The sequence below is a fragment of the Micromonospora sp. NBC_00330 genome, assembly GCF_036136635.1.
In the GTDB taxonomy this organism is placed as follows: Bacteria; Actinomycetota; Actinomycetes; order Mycobacteriales; family Micromonosporaceae; genus Micromonospora; species Micromonospora salmantinae.
On the sequence record NZ_CP108012.1, the window covers coordinates 5,118,121 to 5,136,738 of the forward strand.

The following is an 18,618-nucleotide window of genomic DNA, read 5'->3' on the forward strand; positions in this document are numbered from 1 at the left end:
CGGGCCGGCATATTGCTCGAATGATCAGCACCGCCACCCCGCCGCACGCCACCGACGACGACTGGTGGCGCTCCGCTGTCGTCTATCAGGTGTACGTCCGCAGCTTCGCCGACAGCGACGGCGACGGCACCGGCGACCTCCAGGGCATCCGGCAGCGCCTGCCGTACCTGCGTGACCTCGGGGTGGACGCGCTGTGGCTGACACCCTTCTACACCTCGCCCATGATCGACGGCGGGTACGACGTGGCCGACTACCGGGACGTCGACCCGATGTTCGGCACCCTCGCCGACTTCGACGCGATGATCACCGACGCGCACGCCCACGGCCTGCGGATCATCGTCGACCTGGTGCCCAACCACACCTCCAGCGCGCACCACTGGTTCACCGCTGCGCTCGCCGCCGGCCCCGGCTCACCGGAGCGGGCCCGCTACCTCTTCGCCGACGGTCAGGGCACGCACGGCGAGTTGCCCCCGAACGACTGGGAGAGCATCTTCGGCGGCCCCGCCTGGACCCGGATCGCTGACGGTCAGTGGTATCTGCACCTGTTCGACCCGTCGCAGCCGGACCTGAACTGGCGTCACCCGGAGGTCCGCGCCGAGTTCGAGGACGTGCTGCGGTTCTGGCTGGACCGGGGCGTCGACGGATTCCGCGTCGACGTGGCACACGGCATGATCAAGGCGGAAGGGCTGCCGGACGTCGGCTTCAGCTCAATGACCACTGGCCAGCGCCAGGTGGAACTGCTCGGCAAGGGCAGGCTGCCGTACTTCGACCAGGACGAGGTGCACGAGATCTACCGGGCCTGGCGGCCCATCCTGGACAGCTACCCGGGCGGCCGGATGGCGGTCGCCGAGGCGTGGGCCGAGACGCCACAGCGCCTGGCCCGCTACATCGGCCCGGACGAGTTGCACCAGGCGTTCAGCTTCGACTTCCTCGACGCCACCTGGTCGGCCGACTCGTTCCGCAAGGTGATCGACACCGCGTTGGCCGAGGCGACGGTCGTCGGAGCGCCGACCACCTGGGTGCTGTCCAACCACGACAAGCAGCGGCACGTCACCCGGTACGGCGACGGCGCCGAAGGGCTGCGCCGCGCCCGGGCCGCCAGCCTGCTGATGCTCGCCCTGCCCGGCTGCGCCTACCTCTACCAGGGCGAGGAACTGGGCCTGCCGGAGGTCCTCGACCTCCCCGACGAGCTGCGCCAGGATCCGGCGTTCCTGCGCACCGGCGAGAGCCGCGACGGCTGCCGGGTACCCATCCCGTGGAGCGGCGAGCTGGCCCCGTACGGCTTCGGTCCGGCCGGCAGTCAGCTGAGCTGGCTACCCACCCCGGCGCTCTGGCAGGCGCTGTCCGTCACGGCCCAGACCGACGTGCCCGGCTCGACCCTGGAGCTGTACCGGACCGCGCTGCGGATCCGCCACGTTCATCCCGCGCTCGCCCTCGACGCCGACGGGGTCACCTGGCGGGAGAGCGAGCCGGGCGTGCTGGCCTTCTCCCGTTCCGCCGGCGCGTCCGTGCTGACCTGCGTGGTCAACTTCAGCGGCGCGCCGGTCCTGATCGACGGGTACGGTCAGCCGCTCGTCGCCAGCGACGAGCTCACCGAACAGGGCTCCGGCCAGCTCCTGCCAATTGACGCGGCAGTCTGGTTGGAACGGCGTTGAACGGGTAACTCGTTCTCGACCTGGTCGTTCGTCGTGCCCCGCGCCGACGGGCGACTGGGCTACCGGCCCCTTGTGGTGGGGGGTGAGGTGCCACCGGTGGTTACATCCGCAGGTGGCGCGGGTACCGAATCGGGCACCATCACTACGGAGGTGACCCCCATGGTGGTACGGATCGCCCAGTGCACGCTCGACGTCGAGGACCTGGACCTGATGGTCTCGTTCTGGTCCGCGGCGCTCGGCTACGAGGTCGAGAAGGGCGACGACGGCAGCGCCAAGCTCTGGCCGCCGGGGCAGCCGTCCGCTGCCGCGCCCACCGTGTGGTTGCAGGGCTCGGGCACCGCCAAGCGGGGCAAGAACCGGCTGCACCTCGACCTGGTCGCGGACACCGACCCCCAGTCCGAGGTACGGCGGCTGCTGAGCCTCGGCGCGCGGCAGGTCGACGTCGGGCAGACCGGGACCGAACAGTTCACTGTGCTCGCCGACCCCGAGGGCAACGAGTTCTGCGTGCTGGACCGCGCGCCGACCCGCTGACGTCTCACTTCGCGGTCAGCAACGCCGTGATCCGGGTCCAGCCGGCGCGTACCTCTGCCTCGTCCGGCGGTTCGGCGGGCTCACCGTGGCCGGCCTCGTCGGCTGCCGCGTCGAGCTCCTCGTCGATCACGTCCTCGAAGTCCCCGTACAGGTCGGCCCCCTCCACCTGACGGGCCTCGTCCTCGGCGGCGACCTGCGCGGCGGCGATCTCGCTGCGGATCTCGTCGGCGGACAGCGCCGGCAGCAACGGCTCCACCACGGCCATCAGCTGCTCCTCGGCCACCACCGCCTCGGCCAGGGCCAACGCGTGCGGTCGCTCGTACGGCCCGCAGACCACCGGCTCCCACTCGTCGAGGTCGCCGAGCGGACCGAAAGTGATGATCCATGGCAGGCCGAGGAGCGGTGAGTCCGCCGGCAGGTCCAGTGTCATGAGTGCGCCCACCGGCTCATCATGGTCCGCGAACGCGAGCGACGACGCCGTTCTGCTCAGTTATCGCCCGTCCGACTGTCGATCGGCAGCCGGTCAGCCGGGCCGGACCGCGTCCAGAGCGGCGCGGACCAGGGCGAGCGCGGTGGCCGGCGGCACGCCGAGCCGGGCCGCCTCCGCCGCGTAGCCGGCCGCCGCCCGCTGCAAGCGGTCCACGGCGTCGTCGCGACCGGGGGCGACGAAGGTGCCGTTGCGCCCCCGGGTCTTCAGCAGCCCGGCCGCCTCCAGCTCCCGGTAGGCGCGGGCCACAGTGTTCGCGGCCAACCGCAGGTCGGCGGCGAGCTGCCGCACTGTGGGCAGTCGGCTGCCCACCGGCAACCGGCCGTCGCCGATCAGCTCGGCGAGCTGCACGCGCACCTGCTCGTACGGGGGCACCGACGAGTCCGGGTCGACCGAGATCAGCACCTGCGCGCCTTCCGTCATCAGCCCGCACCGCCCGGCGCACCGGGGTCGATGCCCTCGTCGACATCCTTCGGTGGGGCGGGGGTTTCCGCCAGGTCCACCACTCGGCCGTTGGTGCTGGTCGCCAGGAGCGCCGCGCCGAACAGCACCAACTGGTTGAGCAGGTAGAGGTACAGCAGCAGACCGACGGCGCCGGCTACCACTGTGTACGCCGGGTTCCGCTCGGTCCGCACCACGTAGTACCGCCCGACGGTGTTCAGCAGCGTGATGCCGACAGCCACCAGCAGCACCACCGGGCGCAGCCGGGACCGGCTCATCCGCAGCCGCGGCACGGCCAGCAGCAACGCGGTGGCGAGCACGGTGTTGACCAGCACGCTGAGCACCGCGCTGATGGTGGTCAGACCCACCGACCCGGTGCTGCGCAGCAGGAAACGCAGCAGCGACTCCAACGCGTCCACCGCCGCGACCGAGACGCCGAGCAGCACGAAGACGCCGATCATCACGCCCAGGTCGACGAGCCGCCGCACCACCAGATTGCCCGGCTGCTGGTTGAGCTGGTACATCAACCGCTGGGAGGACCGGATGGCCTCGACCCAACCGATCCCGGTGAAGACCAGGATGACAAGGCCGACCACACCGACGGTGCCGCTGGAGTTGGCGATCTGCTCGGCGTCCAGGAACGGCAGGTTCTCCTTGAGGAAGTCGGCCGCCGCCGCGCTGACCTCGTCGTTGTCCTCCAGGATCGCCCCGAAGATGGAGAACGCGACAAGGGCGAGGGCGAACACGGCGAAGAAGCCGTAGTAGGCGATCGCGGCGGCCAACCGGCCGGCCAGCACCTCGCCGTACAGCACCCCGGCCCGCCAGACATGATCGAAGAGCCCCGACCGGTGGCGCGCGGCACTCACCCAGCGGTCGATGCCCGTCTCGATCCGGCCGATCACGTTCACGCGGTCATCCTCGCCGATCTCCCACCGCTGTAGTGGCAACCGGCTCCCGATGCTCGCCGGCCGGCGCGTCGCAGATGCTTCAGGTGCTGACGGCTCGGTTGCCGGCGTTTCAGGTGCCGAGGCAGAAGTCCCGACGGGGCTGCCACCTGGCCTGCCCGCTGTGCGAGAAGAGGGTGAACCCGTCGACCTCGAACATCGCGGAGAAGTCGGCCAGATCCTCGTACACCTTGTCCAGGGCCTCCGGTGCCACGTCCTGAGCCACTGTGACGTGCGGATGGTACGGGAACCGGAGCTCGCGGTGCAGGCCCGGCGCCGCGGCGATGGCCGCGGCCAGCAGTTCGCACTCACTGATCCCGGCGGCCACCGCGACGAACACCACCTGGGTGACCGGACGGAACGTGCCGGTGCCCCGTAGGTGCAGCGTGAACGGCAGGTGCGCGGCGGCGACGGCGGCCAGGTGCCGCTCGACCGCCGGCAGGTTGGCCGTCCGGATCTCGGTGGGCCCGAGCAACGTCACGTGCGCGGGCACCGCCAGCGGATCACCGGCCTCGACCCGCCGCCGGGTGAGCAGGGCACCCCACGGCTCGGGGATGTCCACCGCGATGCCGATCTGGATGGTGTCGCCGGCCGGCGGCACCCCGCCACTGCGATCCACGCTTCGCGCCGCCCCTCCGACCACCGAGCCGTCCACCTGTACCGCGGGAGCTACTCGCCGCGCACGGGCGGGAAGAACCCAACCCGCTCGTACGCGGACCGCAGGGTCGTCGCGGCCACCGCGCGGGCCTTCTCCGCGCCGGCCGCGAGCAGCTTGTCCAACTGCGCCGGATCGTCGAGGTAGGCGCGGGTGCGCTCCTGGATCGGCCGGACGAAGTCCGTCACCACCTCGGCCAGCTCCTTCTTCAGATCGCCGTAGCCGCGGCCCGCGAACGCCGCCACCAGCTCGTCGATGCTGCGGCCGCTGAGCGCCGAGTGGATGGTCAACAGGTTGGACACACCCGGCTTGGTCTCGGCGTCGAAGACGATCTCCCGACCGGTGTCGGTCACCGCCGAACGGATCTTCTTGGCGGACCGGGCCGGATCGTCGAGCAGGTCGATGATGCCGGCCGGCGAGGACGACGACTTCGACATCTTCGCGGTCGGGTCCTGCAGGTCGGTGATCTTGGCAGTGTCCTTGACGATGTGCGGCGCGGGCACCGTGAAAGTCGCGCCGAACAGCGAGTTGAAGCGCTGGGCCAGATCCCGGGAGAGCTCCAGGTGCTGGCGCTGGTCCTCGCCGACCGGGACCGCGTTGGCCTGGTAGAGCAGGATGTCGGCGGCCTGGAGGACCGGATAGGTGAACAGCCCGACGCTGGCCCGCTCGTTACCCTGCTTCTGCGACTTGTCCTTGAACTGGGTCATCCGGCTGGCCTCGCCGAAGCCCGTGATGCAGCCGAGCACCCAGGCCAGCTGCGGGTGCTCGGGCACCTGCGACTGGACGAACAGGGTGCTGCGTTCCGGGTCGAGCCCGACCGCGAAGAGCTGGGCCGCGGCCACCCGGGTCCGCTGGCGCAGCAGCGCCGGATCGTGCCCCGCCGTGATGGCGTGCAGGTCCACCACGCAGTAGAACGCGTCGTGGGTGTCCTGTAGAGCCACCCAGTGCCGCACCGCGCCGAGATAGTTACCGAGGTGGAACGAGTCGGCTGTCGGCTGGATGCCGGAGAAGACGCGGGGCCGGGCGGGAACGTCGGACATGGCGATAATTCTGTCAGCAAGCAACCCGGTCCGTCATGACGGGCCGGCGGGTCGGCTCCGGCCCGCCGGTGCCGGGGTGCTGACCTCGCGTGGTTCGCCCGCGCCGACCCGGCGCGTCGGCCCGACCGCGACCCGGCGGTGCTGCCCCGCCACCGCCTCCCAGGCCGGCTCGGTGCTCTGCTCGCGGCGCTGCTCGGTGCGGGCGGCGGAGACGGCGAGTCGCGCCACCCGGCGGCCGTCCACCGTGAGCACCCGCAGCAGCCAGCCGGCCGGCGGCTCGGCCGGATCGGGTGCGCCGACCTCGGCCGGCTCACCCGGCACCGGCACCTCGTCGCCGGTCACCGGGAGCCGGCCCAGCGCGGCCATGACGAACCCGCCCACCGTCTCGTACGGTCCGGCGGGTAGGGCCACCCCGGTCCGCTCGGCGAAGTCAGCGAGGTTGAGGCGGCCGTCCACCACTGCGGGCAGGCCGGCGCGCTCCGGGTCGGGGGTGGCGTCGTACTCGTCGTGGATCTCGCCGATCAACTCCTCGATGAGGTCCTCCAGGGTGACGATCCCGGCCGTCCCGCCGTACTCGTCGACCACGACAGCGAGGTGTTGACCCTCCCGGCGCATCTCGGTCAGCGCGGCGAGCACCCGTTTGCTGCCCGGGAGCCGCTTCACCTCCCGGGCCAACTCGCCGACGGTGACGCACGGGTCGGCGTCCGGGCGCAGCAGTACGTCACGGAGGTGCACGAAGCCGACCACGTCGTCGTGCGTGCCGTCGGTGACCGGGTAACGGGTGTGCGTTTCGGCGCGGACCAGTCGGGCGGCTTCGACGATCGTCAGCCGCGCCGGGAGGAAGACCACCTCGGTGCGCGGCATCATCACCTCACGGATCAGACTGGCACCGGCTACCAGGACCTCGTCGATGATCCGCCGCTCGTCCGGGTCGAGCACCGTGTTCGCCGCGACCAGGTCCCGCAGGTCGGCCTCGGAGATGTGCTCCCGACCGGCCGTCGGACCGGTCCCGAGCAGATCGGTGACGAGTCGGGTGGCGCCGTCCGCGGCACGCACCAGCACCCGGGCGACGGCCCGGGCGAGCGGGCCAGGGTCGCGGCGGGGGTGTGCCCGCGCGTGTCGCCGGAGCCCGGTACGGGCCGCTTCCCGCATGACAGAGATGGTAGACACCGTGGGCCCACCACGCCGGGGATCACGCGGAGCGGCGAACAGATGTTCGGCTCTGTTTAATCATGAGAGATTATGATGGAATGGGGTTGACGGTGGCGACGGCGAGAGCGCCGGCCACCGCCCTAGTGTGATCACCGAAGGGCCACGTCCCGGGCGGGCCAGGCAGGAGGCAACGACGTGAAACTGCTCGTCACCGGGGGCGCCGGCTTCATCGGGAGCGTGGTGACCCGGATGCTGCTCGACGCGGGTCACCAGGTGGTCATCCTGGACGACCTGCGCACCGGCCACCGCGAGGCCCTCGCCCCGGACGCCACCCACGTGCAGGCGTCCATCCACGACGCCGCCCAGGTCATCACCGCGGACGCCGGGTTCGACGGGGTGCTGCACTTCGCCGCCCTGATCGCCGCCGGCGAGTCGATGGTCAAGCCGGAGCTGTACTGGCAGAACAACACCATCGGCACGCTCGCCCTGATCGACGCGGTCCGGGCCGCCGGGGTGCCCCGGATGGTCTTCTCCTCCACCGCCGCCGTCTACGGCAACCCCACCGAGCTGCCCATCACCGAAAACGCGGTAAAGGCACCGACCAACACGTACGGCGCCACCAAACTCGCCGCCGACATGGCGCTCACCTCCGAGGCGATCGCGCACGGGCTGGCCGCCGTGTCGCTGCGCTACTTCAACGTGGCCGGCGCCCACCTCGACGGCGACATCACGCTCGGCGAGCGGCACGACCCGGAGACGCACCTGATCCCTATCGCGCTGGACGTCGCCGCCGGCCGGCGGGAGAAGCTCCAGCTCTTCGGGGACGACTACCCCACGGTGGACGGCACCTGCGTCCGCGACTACATCCACGTCGCCGACCTGGCCCGCGCGCATCTGCTGGCGCTGGACGCAGCCACCGGCGGCCAGCACCGGATCTACAACCTGGGCAACGGCAACGGCTTCACCAACCGCCAGGTCGTCGACGTGGTCCGCGAGGTCACCGGGCACCAACTGCCCGTCGAGGTCGCGCCGCGCCGCGAGGGCGACCCGGCCGAGTTGGTCGCGTCCTCCGCGCTGGCCCGCGAGGAGCTGGGCTGGGTGCCGCAGAAGCCGACCCTGCACGACATGGTCGGGGATGCCTGGGCGTTCTACCGCACGCACATCCTGGGGCAGTCATGACCCACCCGAGCGGTGACGTCGCCGAGCGGGCTGCCGCCGGCTTCTCCGCGCAGTTCGGCGCCGAGGCCTCCGGCCGCTGGGCAGCCCCGGGCCGGGTCAACCTGATCGGTGAGCACACCGACTACAACGAAGGCTTCGTCCTGCCGTTCGCCCTGCCGATGCGTACCGTCGTCGCGGCCGACCGGCAGGACGGGGAGCACTGGACGGTCTGGTCCGAGCTCTCCGGCGAGGCGATCACCTTCGGCGCTGACGACGTCGCCGAGCCGGGTCGAGTCACCGGCTGGGGCGCGTACGTCGCGGGTGTGGTCTGGGCGCTGCGCGAGGCCGGTCACCGGGTGCCGGGCGCCCGGTTGGCGATCGCCTCCGACGTGCCGCTGGGCGCCGGGCTCTCCTCCTCGGCCGCGCTGGAGTCGGCGGTGCTGGCCGCCCTGCTCGACCTCGGCGAGCTGGAGCTCGCCCCGGAACTGCAACCCCGGCTGGCCCAACGGGCGGAGAACGTCTACGTGGGCGCGCCGACCGGCATCATGGACCAGTCCGCGGCGATCCGTTGCCGCGCCGGCCACGCCCTCTTCCTGGACTGTCGCGACGAGTCGGTCGAGCACATCCCGTTCGACCTGGACGCCGACGGGCTGGCTGTGCTGGTCATCGACAGCCGGGCGCCGCACCGCCACGCCGACGGGGAGTACGCGGCCCGCCGTCGCTCCTGCGAGGCCGGGGCCAGTGCACTCGGCGTTGCCGCCCTGCGCGACGTGGGCGTCGACCAGCTCGACACCGCGTTGGCGCGGCTCGACGACGAGGAGACCCGGCGACGGGTCCGGCACGTGGTGACCGAGGACCAGCGCGTACTGGACACCGTGGCGCTGCTCCGCGCCGCCCGGGTCCGCGACATCGGCCCGCTGCTGACCGCCTCCCACGTCTCGATGCGCGACGACTTCGAGATCACCGTGCCGGAGATCGACACCGCGGTCGAGGCAGCGTTGGCGGCCGGCGCGCTGGGCGCTCGCATGACCGGCGGCGGCTTCGGCGGCTGCGTGCTCGCGCTGATCGAGGCCGACAGTGCCGACGCGATAGCCGCCGCCGTGACCGACGCGTACGCGCAACGAGGTTTCACCGCCCCCGGCACCGTGACGGTCCTCCCCTCCCCCGGCGCCACCCGCCTGCCCTAACCCCCACACCCCCACCCCACCCCACTGCCCACCCATCCCACCCCAGCCGGTGATCAAGGGGTTTGCGTCAATTCGAGCCCGAATCCTGACGCAAAGCCCTTGATCACTGGTCAGGGGCCAGAGGCCGGCGAGGGCCGGGAGCCGGCGGGGCCGGGCGGAGGCGGCGATGGAGATCGCGCTTGTTCATGGATGTAGTGGCCTCGTCAACGGGCGAGGCCACTACATCCTGGATCGAGCGCGATCTTGCGCGCGGGCGTGGGCGCCGGCGCGGGGCCGGCGGGTCGGCGCTGGCGGGCGAGCCGGCGGGTTGGGGTTAGCTGGCTTCGACGATCATGGCGGCGCCTACCGTGCGGTTGGTGGCCTCGTCGATGATGACGAAGCCGCCAGTGGTGCGGTTGCGGCGGTACTCGTCGGCCAGCAGCGGCACCGTCGTACGCAGTCGCACCCGGCCGATCTCGTTGAGCCGCAGTTCGTCGGCGGACTCGTCGCGGTGCAGGGAGTTGATGTCCAGCCGGTAGTGCAACCCGCGCACGATCGCCCGTGCCGACCGGGTGGTGTGCTTGATCGCGTAACGGGCGCCGACCCGCAACGGAGCCGTCTCGTCCATCCAGCAGACCATCGCCTCGATGTCCTGGGCCACCGCCGGCGCGTTGTTCGGCCGGCAGATCAGGTCACCCCGCGAGATGTCGATCTCGTCGGCCAGTCGTACCGTCACCGACATCGGCGGGAACGCCTCCGGGACCGGCCCGTCGGCGGTCTCCACGGCGGCGATCCGGCTGGTGAAGCCGGAGGGCAGCACCATCACCTCGTCGCCCGGCTTCAGCACGCCGGAGGCGACCTGGCCGGCGTAGCCGCGGTAGTCGGTGACAGTGGTGGACTGCGGACGGATCACGTACTGCACCGGGAACCGGACGTCGACCAGGTTGCGGTCGCTGGCGATGTGCACCCGCTCCAGGTGGTGCAGCAGCGACGGGCCCTCGTACCAGGGCATGTTGTCCGACCGGGTGACGATGTTGTCGCCGCGCAACGCGGAGACCGGCACCACTGTCAGGTCCGGTACGTCGAGCTTCGCCGCGAACGCGGTGAACTCGTCGGCGATCCGCTCGTAGACCTCCTGCGACCAGTCGACCAGGTCCATCTTGTTGACACAGAGGACCAGGTGCGGCACCCGCAGCAGGGAGCAGAGGAACGCGTGCCGGCGGGACTGTTCGACGAGGCCCTTGCGCGCGTCCACCAGGATCAGCGCCAGGTCGGCGGTCGACGCGCCGGTGACCATGTTGCGGGTGTACTGGATGTGGCCCGGGGTGTCGGCGATGATGAACTTGCGCCGGGGGGTGGCGAAGTACCGGTACGCCACGTCGATGGTGATGCCCTGCTCCCGCTCGGCACGCAGACCGTCAGTGAGCAACGCCAGGTTGGTGTATTCGTCACCGCGGGCCGCGCTGACCGCCTCCACGGCGGCCAACTGGTCGGTGAAGAGCGACTTGGTGTCGTAGAGCAGCCGCCCGATCAGGGTCGACTTCCCGTCGTCCACGCTGCCGGCGGTGGCGAACCGCAGCAGGTCCATCGCCCGCGCCTCGGGGGCCGGGGCCACGATCTCGGTGCTCATCAGAAGTAGCCCTCCCGCTTGCGGTCCTCCATGGCGGCCTCGCTGACCCGGTCGTCACCGCGGGTGGCGCCGCGCTCGGTGATCCGGGTGGCCGCCACCTCCTCGATGACCTTCTCCACGGTGTCCGCGTCGGAACGGACCGCGGCGGTGCAGGAGGCGTCGCCGACGGTGCGGTAGCGCACCTGCGCCTTGAACCGCTCCTCACCCGCTCGCGGGCGGAAGAACTCGTTGACGGCGTAGAACATGCCGTCCCGCTCGATCACCTCGCGCTCGTGCGCGTAGTAGATCGACGGCAGCGGGATGCGTTCCCGGGCGATGTAGTGCCACACGTCCAACTCGGTCCAGTTGGACAGCGGGAAGACGCGGATCGACTCGCCCGGGTGGTGCCGGCCGTTGTACAGCGACCACAGCTCCGGTCGCTGGTTCTTCGGGTCCCACTGACCGAACTCGTCCCGGAAGCTGAACACCCGCTCTTTCGCCCGGGCCTTCTCCTCGTCCCGGCGGGCGCCTCCGAACAGCGCGTCGAAGCGGTGCTTCTCCACCGCGTCCAGCAGCACGGGTGTCTGGATCCGGTTGCGCATGCCGTCACCGGACTCCCGGACCATGCCGCTGGCCAGGGCCTCCGGCACGCTCGCCACCACGAGTTGCAACCCCAGCTCGGCGACCCGTTGGTCGCGGTATTCCAGGACCTCGGGGAAGTTGTGCCCGGTGTCGACGTGCATCACCGGGAAGGGGACGTTGGCCGGGGCGAACGCCTTCTGCGCGAGCCGCAGCATGACGATCGAGTCCTTGCCACCGGAGAAGAGCATCACCGGGCGTTCCATCTCGGCGACCACCTCGCGCATCACGAAGATGCTCTCCGCTTCCAAGGCGTCCAGGTGGGAGACCTGGTACGCCGCGGGGGTGGTCATGACACCGGCTCGATTCGCTCGCTCATCCGATTTCCAGACCTTTCCGGTCGGGCATGTCAAGAAAGTTCGCTCAGGCTACCCGGAATGTTTCTGCAGCGCTGCAAGCAACCGGGTGGCGAGATCCTTGCGGCAGACCAGGAGGTCGGGCAGCCGCGGATCCGCCTCGTTGTATTTCAGCGCAGAACCGTCGATCCGGGAAGCGTGCAGTCCGGTGGCCGTCGCCACAGCGATCGGGGCCGCCGAGTCCCACTCGTACTGCCCACCTGCGTGGATGTACGCGTCCACCTCGCCGGTGACCACTGCGGCGATTTTCGCTCCGGCCGAGCCCATCGGCACCAGGTGCGCCCCGACGTCCTCCGCCAGATCGGTAAGGAAGACCGGCGGCCGGCTCCGGCTCGCGGCCAGGCGGATCTTCCGCTCGCCGGCCGTCGCCGCCTCCACAGTCATCGGCGGATACGCCGGCGGGTAGTCGGTGCCCAGCACCCGGTCCTGCGCCGGCAACCCCACCGCCCCGGCGACGAGGCCGTGCGGGCTCGGCGCGTTACGCGCCCAGAGCGCCACGTGCACCGCCCAGTCCGAGCGGCCCTCCTCGGAGAACTCCCGGGTGCCGTCCAACGGGTCGACGATCCACACCCGGTCCGCGTTCAACCGCGACACCGCTCCGGTGTTCACCTCCGCGGCCCAGGCCAACCGCGACCCCTCGTCCTCCTCGGAGAGCACCGCGTCACCCGGACGCCACTTCGCCAACTCCGTGCGGATCAGGTCGTGCGACACCTTGTCCCCGGCCGACTTCAGCGCACCGGCGTCGGCGAAACCCATCTCCGTGCGCAGGTCGAGCAGCGCCTGCCCGGCCCGGGACGCCAACCATCGGGCGAACGCGCCATCGATCATCGGAGGACTGCTCATCTGTCCGCTCCCGTCGCCTCGCCGCACTGCCCGCACGGGCCGATCCGCCGCGACTCGCGTCGCCGGTCGCGGCACGCTGAAAGGCGCAGACTACCGGCCCGCCGTTTCCGATTCGGGTACGCCCCGCCCGGCTCAGCCGCCGTGGTAGAGGTTCTGGGTCGGCTCCACGCCCTTGGTGATCACCGACTCCACCATGTCGGCGGCCCGGTCCACCAGGAAATCCAACTCCTTGCGCTCGGCCGCGCCAAAATCCGACAGCACGTAATCGGCCGGATCCTGCCGCCCCGGCGGTCGGCCAACGCCGAACCGCACCCGGACGTAGTCCTTGGTCCCCAACGACTTCGACATCGAACGCAGGCCGTTGTGCCCGCCCTCGCCGCCGCCGAACTTGACCCGCACCTGGCCGAAGCCGATGTCCAGCTCGTCATGCACAGCGATCACCTGCGCGGTCGGCACCTTGTAGAACTGTGCCAACGCCGCGACCGGGCCGCCGGAGAGGTTCATGTACGTCAGTGGCTTGACCAGCACCAGCTTCGGCCCACCGAACCCCAGCCGCGCCTCGGCCACCTCGGCCACCGCCCGCTTGTGCCTGCCGAAACGCGCACTCACCCGGCCGGCCAGCAGCTCGGCCACCATGAACCCGACGTTGTGCCGGTTGCCGGCGTACTCCCGACCCGGGTTGCCCAGGCCGACCACCAGCCACGGCCCCGCCTCGTCCGTCACGACCCGTTCCCTCCGACGCCCATCCCACCGACTCCCGATATGCCGACAGGCGCCCCCGAACATCCGGGGACGCCTGTCGCAAAAGTACGAACCGATCAGGCCTCGGTGCGCCCCTCGGTGGCCTCGGCGGCCGCCTCGGTGTCCGCGCCCTCGGAGCCCTCGGTGGTCTCGCCGACCTCGGCCTCGGCCTCGTCGGTGGCAACCTCGACCTCGGGCAGCGTCGCCTCGAGCTGCTCGGCGGTCGGGGCGGCGGTGATCGACGCGACGGTCAGCTCCGAGTCGACGGCCAGCTCGACGCCGGCCGGCAGCTCGACATCGCCGGCGGTCACCAGGGTGCCCGCCTCCAGGCCCTCGATCGACGCCTCGAGGTGGTCCGGAACCTTGGTGGCGTCCGCGGTCACCGAGAGGGTGTCGTGGTCGTGCACGATCAGGGTGTCCCGGGCGGCCTCGCCGGTCAGCTGGACCGGAACGTCGACGGTGACCTTCTCGCCCCGGCGGACGAGGATCAGGTCGACGTGCTCGAAGGTGTCGCGGATCGGGTCACGCTGGATCGCCTTCGGCAGCGCCAGCACCTGGGTGCCGTCGGTGATGTCGATCGCGAAGAGCTGGTTGGCACCGCCCTTGCGGATCGCGGCGGCGAACTCCCGCGACGGCAGCGCGATGTGCTTGGGCTTCTCGCCGTGGCCGTACAGCACGGCGGGCACCTTGCCGGCCCGGCGGGTACGGCGGGCACCACCCTTGCCGAACTCGGTGCGGGGCTCGGCGCTGATCTTTACCTCGGACACGGGGAAACTCCTGATGCTTTTCGCTGCGGCGGCTTGTCGTCTAACGGTGCTGGGGCGAGGGGCTCGCTGGGGCTCATGCGTCATGAACGACTGCCCGGAGCACCGCGTCGATGACGGTGCCTCCGTGCGGCGCTTTTCAGCGGCCCGCCGGGCACCCTCGCCGTGGCAACCGCACCAGTCTACCCGAGCTGTTTCCAGGGTTTCCGGCAGTCCCCGATCACGGCTCAAGACCGGCGCGTCGGTGGTGCTCCCACCAGCGCGCCGGCCCCGTTTCCACCAGTTTGCCAGCCCCGTCCCCGCCAGCGTGTCGAGTGGCGGGAACGGGGCTCAGGATCAGCTCAGGCCACCGAAGAGGGTGGTCACCGAGCCGTCGTCGAAGACCTCTCTGATCGCCCGCGCCAGCAGCGGCGCGATCGACAGCACTGTGAGCTTGTCCAGCTGCTTCTCCGGCGGGAGCGGCAGGGTGTTCGTCACCACGATCTCGCTGATCGAGCTGTTCTTCAGCCGCTCGGTGGCCGGGTCGGACAGCAGCGCGTGGGTGGACGCGACCACGATCTCCGCCGCGCCCGACTCCTTGAGGATGTCGGCGGCCTTGGCGATGGTGCCCCCGGTGTCGATCATGTCGTCGACGATCAGGCAGACCCGGCCCTCCACCTCGCCGACGACCCGGTTCGCCACTACCTGGTTCGGCTTCATCGGGTCACGGGTCTTGTGGATGAACGCCAGCGGGCAGCCGCCCAGCCGGTCGGTCCACCGCTCTGCCACCCGCACCCGGCCCGAATCCGGTGCCACCACTGTCATCGGCCGGCCGGCGTACTTGTGCTCCACGTACTCGGCGAGGATGTCCATCGCGAAGAGGTGGTCCACCGGGCCGTCGAAGAAGCCCTGGATCTGCGCGGTGTGCAGGTCGACGGTGAGGATGCGGTTCGCACCGGCGGTCTTCAGCAGGTCCGCCACCAGTCGGGCCGAGATCGGCTCCCGACCACGGTGCTTCTTGTCCTGGCGGGCGTACGGGTAGAACGGCAGCACCACGGTGATCCGCTTGGCCGACCCCCGCTTCAGCGCGTCCACCATGATCAGGGTCTCCATGACCCAGGTGTTCACCCCGTGCGTGACGGACTGCACCACGAAGGCGTCCGAACCACGTACCGAGTCCTTGAACCGTACGAAGATCTCGCCGTTGGCGAACTCGTACGCGTCGGCCGGCGTCGGCGCGACGCCGAGCACCTCGCCGATCTCCTTGGCCAACTCCGGAAAGCCACGTCCGGAAAAGAGCATCAGGCTTTTGCGGTTTTCGGCGACGATGCTGCCCATGGGCCCGTCTGCTCCCGTTATGTCGGCGGTACCCGACCCGGTGGTGGTGGGTCAGGGACTATTCGGTTGCAGTATCTCCCGCGCCGGATGCGCCGCCCACCGTCTCGGTCCCCCCGTGGATTGCCTCACTGTGGCTTGCGGCACCAGTCGTACCGGACGCACCCTTCGCGTCGCGGGCCCGCTGCGCGGCCTCCGCCGCGGCGGTGCCGGCGCGCCGCTTGACCACCCAGCCCTCGATGTTGCGCTGGCGCGCCCGGGCGACACCCATCGCCCCTGCCGGCACGTCGTCGACGATCACCGAACCGGCCGCCGTGTACGCCCCGTCGCCCACCTCGACCGGCGCCACGAACATGTTGTCCGCACCGGTCCGCGCGTGGCTGCCGATCACCGTGCGGTGCTTGTTGACCCCGTCGTAGTTCACGAAGACCGACGCGGCGCCGATGTTGGTCTGCTCGCCGATCGTCGCGTCGCCGACGTACGTCAGGTGCGGCACCTTCGTGCCGGCGCCGATCTGCGAGTTCTTCACCTCGACGAACGTGCCGACCTTCGCCTTCTCGCCCAACTGGGCGGCCGCCCGCAGGTACGCGTACGGCCCGACGGTCGCGCCCGCGCCCACCTCGGCGTCGACGGCGTGGCTGCGGATCACCGACGCGGCGGGGCCGACGATCGTGTCGACCAGTGTGACGTCCGGCCCGATCAGCGCGCCCGCGCCGACCACGGTGCCGCCGCGCAACTGGGTGTTCTGGTCGACCACCGCGTCCCGGTCCAGCGCGACCGTCACGTCGATCCAGGTGGTGGCCGGGTCGAGCAGGCTCACCCCGGTGCGCATCCACGCCTCGTTGATCCGGTCGCGCAGCAGCCGACGCAGCGTGGCCAGCTCCACCCGGTCGTTGCAGCCCAACGTCTCGACGTGGTCCACGGCGACGTGCACCGCCACCGGCTCACCGGCGGAACGGAGCAGACCGAAGACGTCGGTCAGGTACTCCTCGCCCTGGTCGTTGTCGGTGGAGAGCTTGCCCAGCGCCTCGCGCAGCCGCACCGCGTCGAACGCGTAGATGCCGGCGTTGATCTCCCGGATCGCGCGCTGCGTCGTGTCGGCGTCGCGTTCCTCGACGATCTGCTCCAGGCGGCCGTCGGCGTCCCGGACGATCCGCCCGAGGCCGGTCGGGTCGGGCACCTCGGCGGCCAGCACGGTGGCCGCTGCGGCGGCCTCCTCGTGCGCGGTCACCAGCGCGCCCACCGTCTCGGGTCGCAGCAGGGGCACGTCACCGTTGATCACCACGACGGTGCCGGCACCGTCCGGTACGGCCTCCAGCGCGATCCGTACGGCATGCCCGGTGCCGAGCTGCTCGGCCTGGAGCACGGCAGTGGCGTCCGGGGCGACCTCGGACAGGTGCGCCCGCACCTGGTCGGCGCCGTGCCCCACCACGACGATTGTGCGGTCCGCGCCCAACGGGGCGGCGGCGCTCAACACGTGACCGAGGAGCGTCCGACCGAGCAGGGGGTGCAACACCTTGGGCAGTGTCGACTTCATCCGCTTGCCCTCACCGGCGGCAAGTACGACGACGGTACGGAGGTGGGGCTGGGGCACGGCGTGGCTCCCGTCGGGACGGCGGACACTCTCGCGGCCATGCTAGCGGCGGGGCCCGGCACGTTCCCCTCTTACCCCCACCGGATCCTAAAAGGGACGTAGGTGGGCAGCTCGGCCGCCAGGGTTCGAACCTGAAATACGGGTACCAAAGACCCGGGTGTTGCCAATTACACCACGGCCGATCAGCGACGCGAGGACGTCGCACGAGGGATGGTCATCCCGCCGCTACACCTTAGCGCCCCGGCCGTCGGATGCCAGCGCTCATCCCGCCCCACGGCGAGCGGTCGATGCCGTCGACCTTCCGGGGGTGGTCGGCCCGCACCTCGGCCGCCCGCTTTCCCGGCACGGTCCGCCACCCGCCACCGGGCCGGCTGACCTGCAACTTCGAGCAGTTACGCGAAGGCGATTCGAAACTTCCCCGTGCGATCTACGGTGCCGTAAGTTACGGTGACGTAGGCGTAGCTTCGTGATCGTTACCATCCCCCTGCGAGGTCCCATGTCCACTGCTCTGCTCGATTCCAACACCGCCGGACCCGGCCCCAAACCACTCACCGACGGCAGCCAGTCCCCCGGCATCCTGGCCGCCCTCTGGGCCTTCGTGGTGATCCCCTTCGTCGCTCTGCTGGTCGCCGTTCCGGTGGCGTGGGGCGGCTGGCTGGGCTGGACCGACGTGATCATCGGCCTGGTCTGGTACGTCGTCTCCGGGCTCGGCATCACCGTCGGCTTCCACCGCTACTTCACGCACGGCTCGTTCAAGGCCAAGCGGTGGCTGCGGGTGACTCTGGCGGTCGCGGGTTCGCTGGCGGTCCAGGGCGAGATCATTCAGTGGGTCGCCGACCACCGGCGCCACCATGCGTTCTCCGACCTCGAGGGCGACCCGCACTCGCCGTGGCGCTTCGGCACCAGCTTCTGGGCGTTGACCCGGGGCCTGTTCCACGCACACGTGGGCTGGCTGTTCCGCCGCGAGCTGTCCAACCGCGGGCGTTTCGCACCGGACCTCATCGCCGACCGGGACATCAGCCGGGTCGACCGACTCTTCCCCGCTCTGGTGGCCATCTCGCTGCTCGGCCCGGCGCTGATCGGCGGCCTGGTGACCTGGTCCTGGCAGGGCGCGCTGACCGCGTTCTTCTGGGCCGGGCTGGTCCGGATCGGCCTTCTGCACCACGTCACCTGGGCGATCAACTCGGTGTGCCACGTCTACGGTGAGCGTCCGTTCGCGATGCGCCAGGGCGACCGCGCGTCGAACTTCTGGCCGCTGGCGATCCTCTCGTTCGGCGAGAGCTGGCACAACCTGCACCACGCCGACCCGACCAGCGCCCGGCACGGCGTGTTGCGCGGTCAGGTGGACATCTCCGCCCGGGTGATCTGGTTGTTCGAGAAGACCGGCGCGGCAACGCAGGTTCGCTGGCCAAAGCCCGAGCGCCTCGCCGCCAAGCTGGTGAAGCCGGTCGCACCCCGCTGAAACCGGGCGGTGCACGACGATGCCGCCTGGCAGGATGGCCGGATGACCGAGCCATGCGGGGGGACCG

At 70.8% G+C, this 18,618-nt stretch carries 18 protein-coding genes and 1 tRNA gene; 5 read left to right on the plus strand and 14 right to left on the minus strand.

What is annotated here, in order from left to right; all coding sequences use genetic code 11:
* Positions 1-20 precede the first annotated feature (20 nt).
* The gene (locus OG598_RS23075; protein WP_328651037.1) at positions 21-1,655 is read left to right on the plus strand and encodes a glycoside hydrolase family 13 protein; all 1,635 of its coding nucleotides are present in this window, start codon (positions 21-23) and stop codon (positions 1,653-1,655) included.
* A gap of 159 nt (positions 1,656-1,814) precedes the next feature.
* Positions 1,815-2,186 carry a VOC family protein gene (locus OG598_RS23080; RefSeq protein ID WP_238683590.1) on the plus strand — a complete coding sequence of 124 codons (372 nt, stop codon included), beginning with the start codon at positions 1,815-1,817 and terminating at the stop codon, positions 2,184-2,186.
* Between the two features lie 4 nt (positions 2,187-2,190).
* Here OG598_RS23080 and OG598_RS23085 read toward each other — a convergent pair whose 3' ends face one another.
* The 6 genes from OG598_RS23085 to OG598_RS23110 all read right to left on the minus strand — a co-directional run bounded on the left by OG598_RS23085 (position 2,191) and on the right by OG598_RS23110 (position 6,905).
* A complete protein-coding gene (locus OG598_RS23085; protein ID WP_328651038.1) occupies positions 2,191-2,628 on the minus strand; it encodes a hypothetical protein in 438 nt (145 codons plus the stop codon).
* An 81-nt stretch (positions 2,629-2,709) separates the two neighbouring features.
* Positions 2,710-3,096: a GntR family transcriptional regulator gene (locus OG598_RS23090; RefSeq protein ID WP_328651039.1), complete on the minus strand. Its 387-nt coding sequence runs from the start codon at positions 3,094-3,096 to the stop codon at positions 2,710-2,712.
* A complete protein-coding gene (locus tag OG598_RS23095) occupies positions 3,096-4,022 on the minus strand; it encodes a YihY/virulence factor BrkB family protein (RefSeq protein ID WP_328651040.1) in 927 nt (308 codons plus the stop codon). Before OG598_RS23095 ends, OG598_RS23090 begins: the two co-directional genes overlap by 1 nt.
* A gap of 109 nt (positions 4,023-4,131) precedes the next feature.
* The gene (locus tag OG598_RS23100) at positions 4,132-4,713 is read right to left on the minus strand and encodes a 2'-5' RNA ligase family protein (RefSeq protein ID WP_442931349.1); all 582 of its coding nucleotides are present in this window, start codon (positions 4,711-4,713) and stop codon (positions 4,132-4,134) included.
* Positions 4,714-4,727: 14 nt separating this feature from the next.
* Complete coding sequence (gene trpS, locus OG598_RS23105) at positions 4,728-5,753, minus strand: tryptophan--tRNA ligase (protein WP_328651042.1); 1,026 nt, start codon at positions 5,751-5,753, stop codon at positions 4,728-4,730.
* Between the two features lie 33 nt (positions 5,754-5,786).
* Entirely contained in the window at positions 5,787-6,905 is a 1,119-nt protein-coding gene (locus tag OG598_RS23110) for a hemolysin family protein (RefSeq protein WP_328651043.1), read from the minus strand.
* Between the two features lie 195 nt (positions 6,906-7,100).
* Between OG598_RS23110 and galE the strand changes: the two genes are divergently transcribed.
* Positions 7,101-8,084, plus strand: a complete 984-nt coding sequence (gene galE / locus OG598_RS23115) for a UDP-glucose 4-epimerase GalE (RefSeq protein ID WP_328651044.1) — start codon at positions 7,101-7,103, stop codon at positions 8,082-8,084.
* On the plus strand, positions 8,081-9,250 hold the full coding sequence (galK, locus tag OG598_RS23120; protein WP_328651045.1) for a galactokinase: 1,170 nt from the start codon (positions 8,081-8,083) through the stop codon (positions 9,248-9,250). Before galE ends, galK begins: the two co-directional genes overlap by 4 nt.
* 313 nt (positions 9,251-9,563) lie before the next feature.
* Here the strand turns inward: galK and OG598_RS23125 are convergent, their stop codons facing one another.
* The 8 genes from OG598_RS23125 to OG598_RS23160 all read right to left on the minus strand — a co-directional run bounded on the left by OG598_RS23125 (position 9,564) and on the right by OG598_RS23160 (position 17,271).
* The gene (locus OG598_RS23125) at positions 9,564-10,859 is read right to left on the minus strand and encodes a sulfate adenylyltransferase subunit 1 (RefSeq protein ID WP_328651046.1); all 1,296 of its coding nucleotides are present in this window, start codon (positions 10,857-10,859) and stop codon (positions 9,564-9,566) included.
* Positions 10,859-11,770 (minus strand): sulfate adenylyltransferase subunit CysD, encoded by a 912-nt coding sequence (cysD, locus tag OG598_RS23130; protein ID WP_091394617.1) that lies wholly within the window; start codon positions 11,768-11,770, stop codon positions 10,859-10,861. The genes OG598_RS23125 and cysD overlap by 1 nt, the downstream gene beginning before the upstream one ends.
* Before the next feature lie 75 nt (positions 11,771-11,845).
* On the minus strand, positions 11,846-12,676 hold the full coding sequence (locus OG598_RS23135; protein ID WP_328651047.1) for a 3'(2'),5'-bisphosphate nucleotidase CysQ: 831 nt from the start codon (positions 12,674-12,676) through the stop codon (positions 11,846-11,848).
* 132 nt (positions 12,677-12,808) lie between these two features.
* A complete protein-coding gene (gene pth / locus OG598_RS23140; protein ID WP_328651048.1) occupies positions 12,809-13,399 on the minus strand; it encodes an aminoacyl-tRNA hydrolase in 591 nt (196 codons plus the stop codon).
* 95 nt (positions 13,400-13,494) lie between these two features.
* Complete coding sequence (locus OG598_RS23145) at positions 13,495-14,184, minus strand: 50S ribosomal protein L25/general stress protein Ctc (protein ID WP_328651049.1); 690 nt, start codon at positions 14,182-14,184, stop codon at positions 13,495-13,497.
* Between the two features lie 333 nt (positions 14,185-14,517).
* Entirely contained in the window at positions 14,518-15,498 is a 981-nt protein-coding gene (locus OG598_RS23150) for a ribose-phosphate diphosphokinase (protein ID WP_030329105.1), read from the minus strand.
* Between the two features lie 58 nt (positions 15,499-15,556).
* Entirely contained in the window at positions 15,557-17,089 is a 1,533-nt protein-coding gene (gene glmU, locus OG598_RS23155) for a bifunctional UDP-N-acetylglucosamine diphosphorylase/glucosamine-1-phosphate N-acetyltransferase GlmU (RefSeq protein ID WP_328651050.1), read from the minus strand.
* Between the two features lie 110 nt (positions 17,090-17,199).
* Positions 17,200-17,271: transfer RNA gene (locus OG598_RS23160), tRNA-Gln, on the minus strand.
* Between the two features lie 314 nt (positions 17,272-17,585).
* Here OG598_RS23160 and OG598_RS23165 point away from each other — a divergent pair.
* On the plus strand, positions 17,586-18,551 hold the full coding sequence (locus OG598_RS23165; protein ID WP_091394639.1) for an acyl-CoA desaturase: 966 nt from the start codon (positions 17,586-17,588) through the stop codon (positions 18,549-18,551).
* The last annotated feature ends 67 nt before the right edge of the window (positions 18,552-18,618 follow it).

Bases quoted from the DNA above. Each gene is read 5' to 3' on its own strand.
- OG598_RS23075 (WP_328651037.1), top strand. From the start codon at position 21: ATGATCAGCACCGCCACCCCGCCGCACGCCACCGACGACGACTGGTGG.
- OG598_RS23080 (WP_238683590.1), top strand. From the start codon at position 1,815: ATGGTGGTACGGATCGCCCAGTGCACGCTCGACGTCGAGGACCTGGAC.
- OG598_RS23090 (WP_328651039.1), bottom strand. From the start codon at position 3,096: ATGACGGAAGGCGCGCAGGTGCTGATCTCGGTCGACCCGGACTCGTCG.
- trpS (WP_328651042.1), bottom strand. From the start codon at position 5,753: ATGTCCGACGTTCCCGCCCGGCCCCGCGTCTTCTCCGGCATCCAGCCG.
- OG598_RS23110 (WP_328651043.1), bottom strand. From the start codon at position 6,905: ATGCGGGAAGCGGCCCGTACCGGGCTCCGGCGACACGCGCGGGCACAC.
- galK (WP_328651045.1), top strand. From the start codon at position 8,081: ATGACCCACCCGAGCGGTGACGTCGCCGAGCGGGCTGCCGCCGGCTTC.
- OG598_RS23125 (WP_328651046.1), bottom strand. From the start codon at position 10,859: ATGAGCACCGAGATCGTGGCCCCGGCCCCCGAGGCGCGGGCGATGGAC.
- cysD (WP_091394617.1), bottom strand. From the start codon at position 11,770: ATGACCACCCCCGCGGCGTACCAGGTCTCCCACCTGGACGCCTTGGAA.
- OG598_RS23135 (WP_328651047.1), bottom strand. From the start codon at position 12,676: ATGAGCAGTCCTCCGATGATCGATGGCGCGTTCGCCCGATGGTTGGCG.
- OG598_RS23150 (WP_030329105.1), bottom strand. From the start codon at position 15,498: ATGGGCAGCATCGTCGCCGAAAACCGCAAAAGCCTGATGCTCTTTTCC.
- OG598_RS23165 (WP_091394639.1), top strand. From the start codon at position 17,586: ATGTCCACTGCTCTGCTCGATTCCAACACCGCCGGACCCGGCCCCAAA.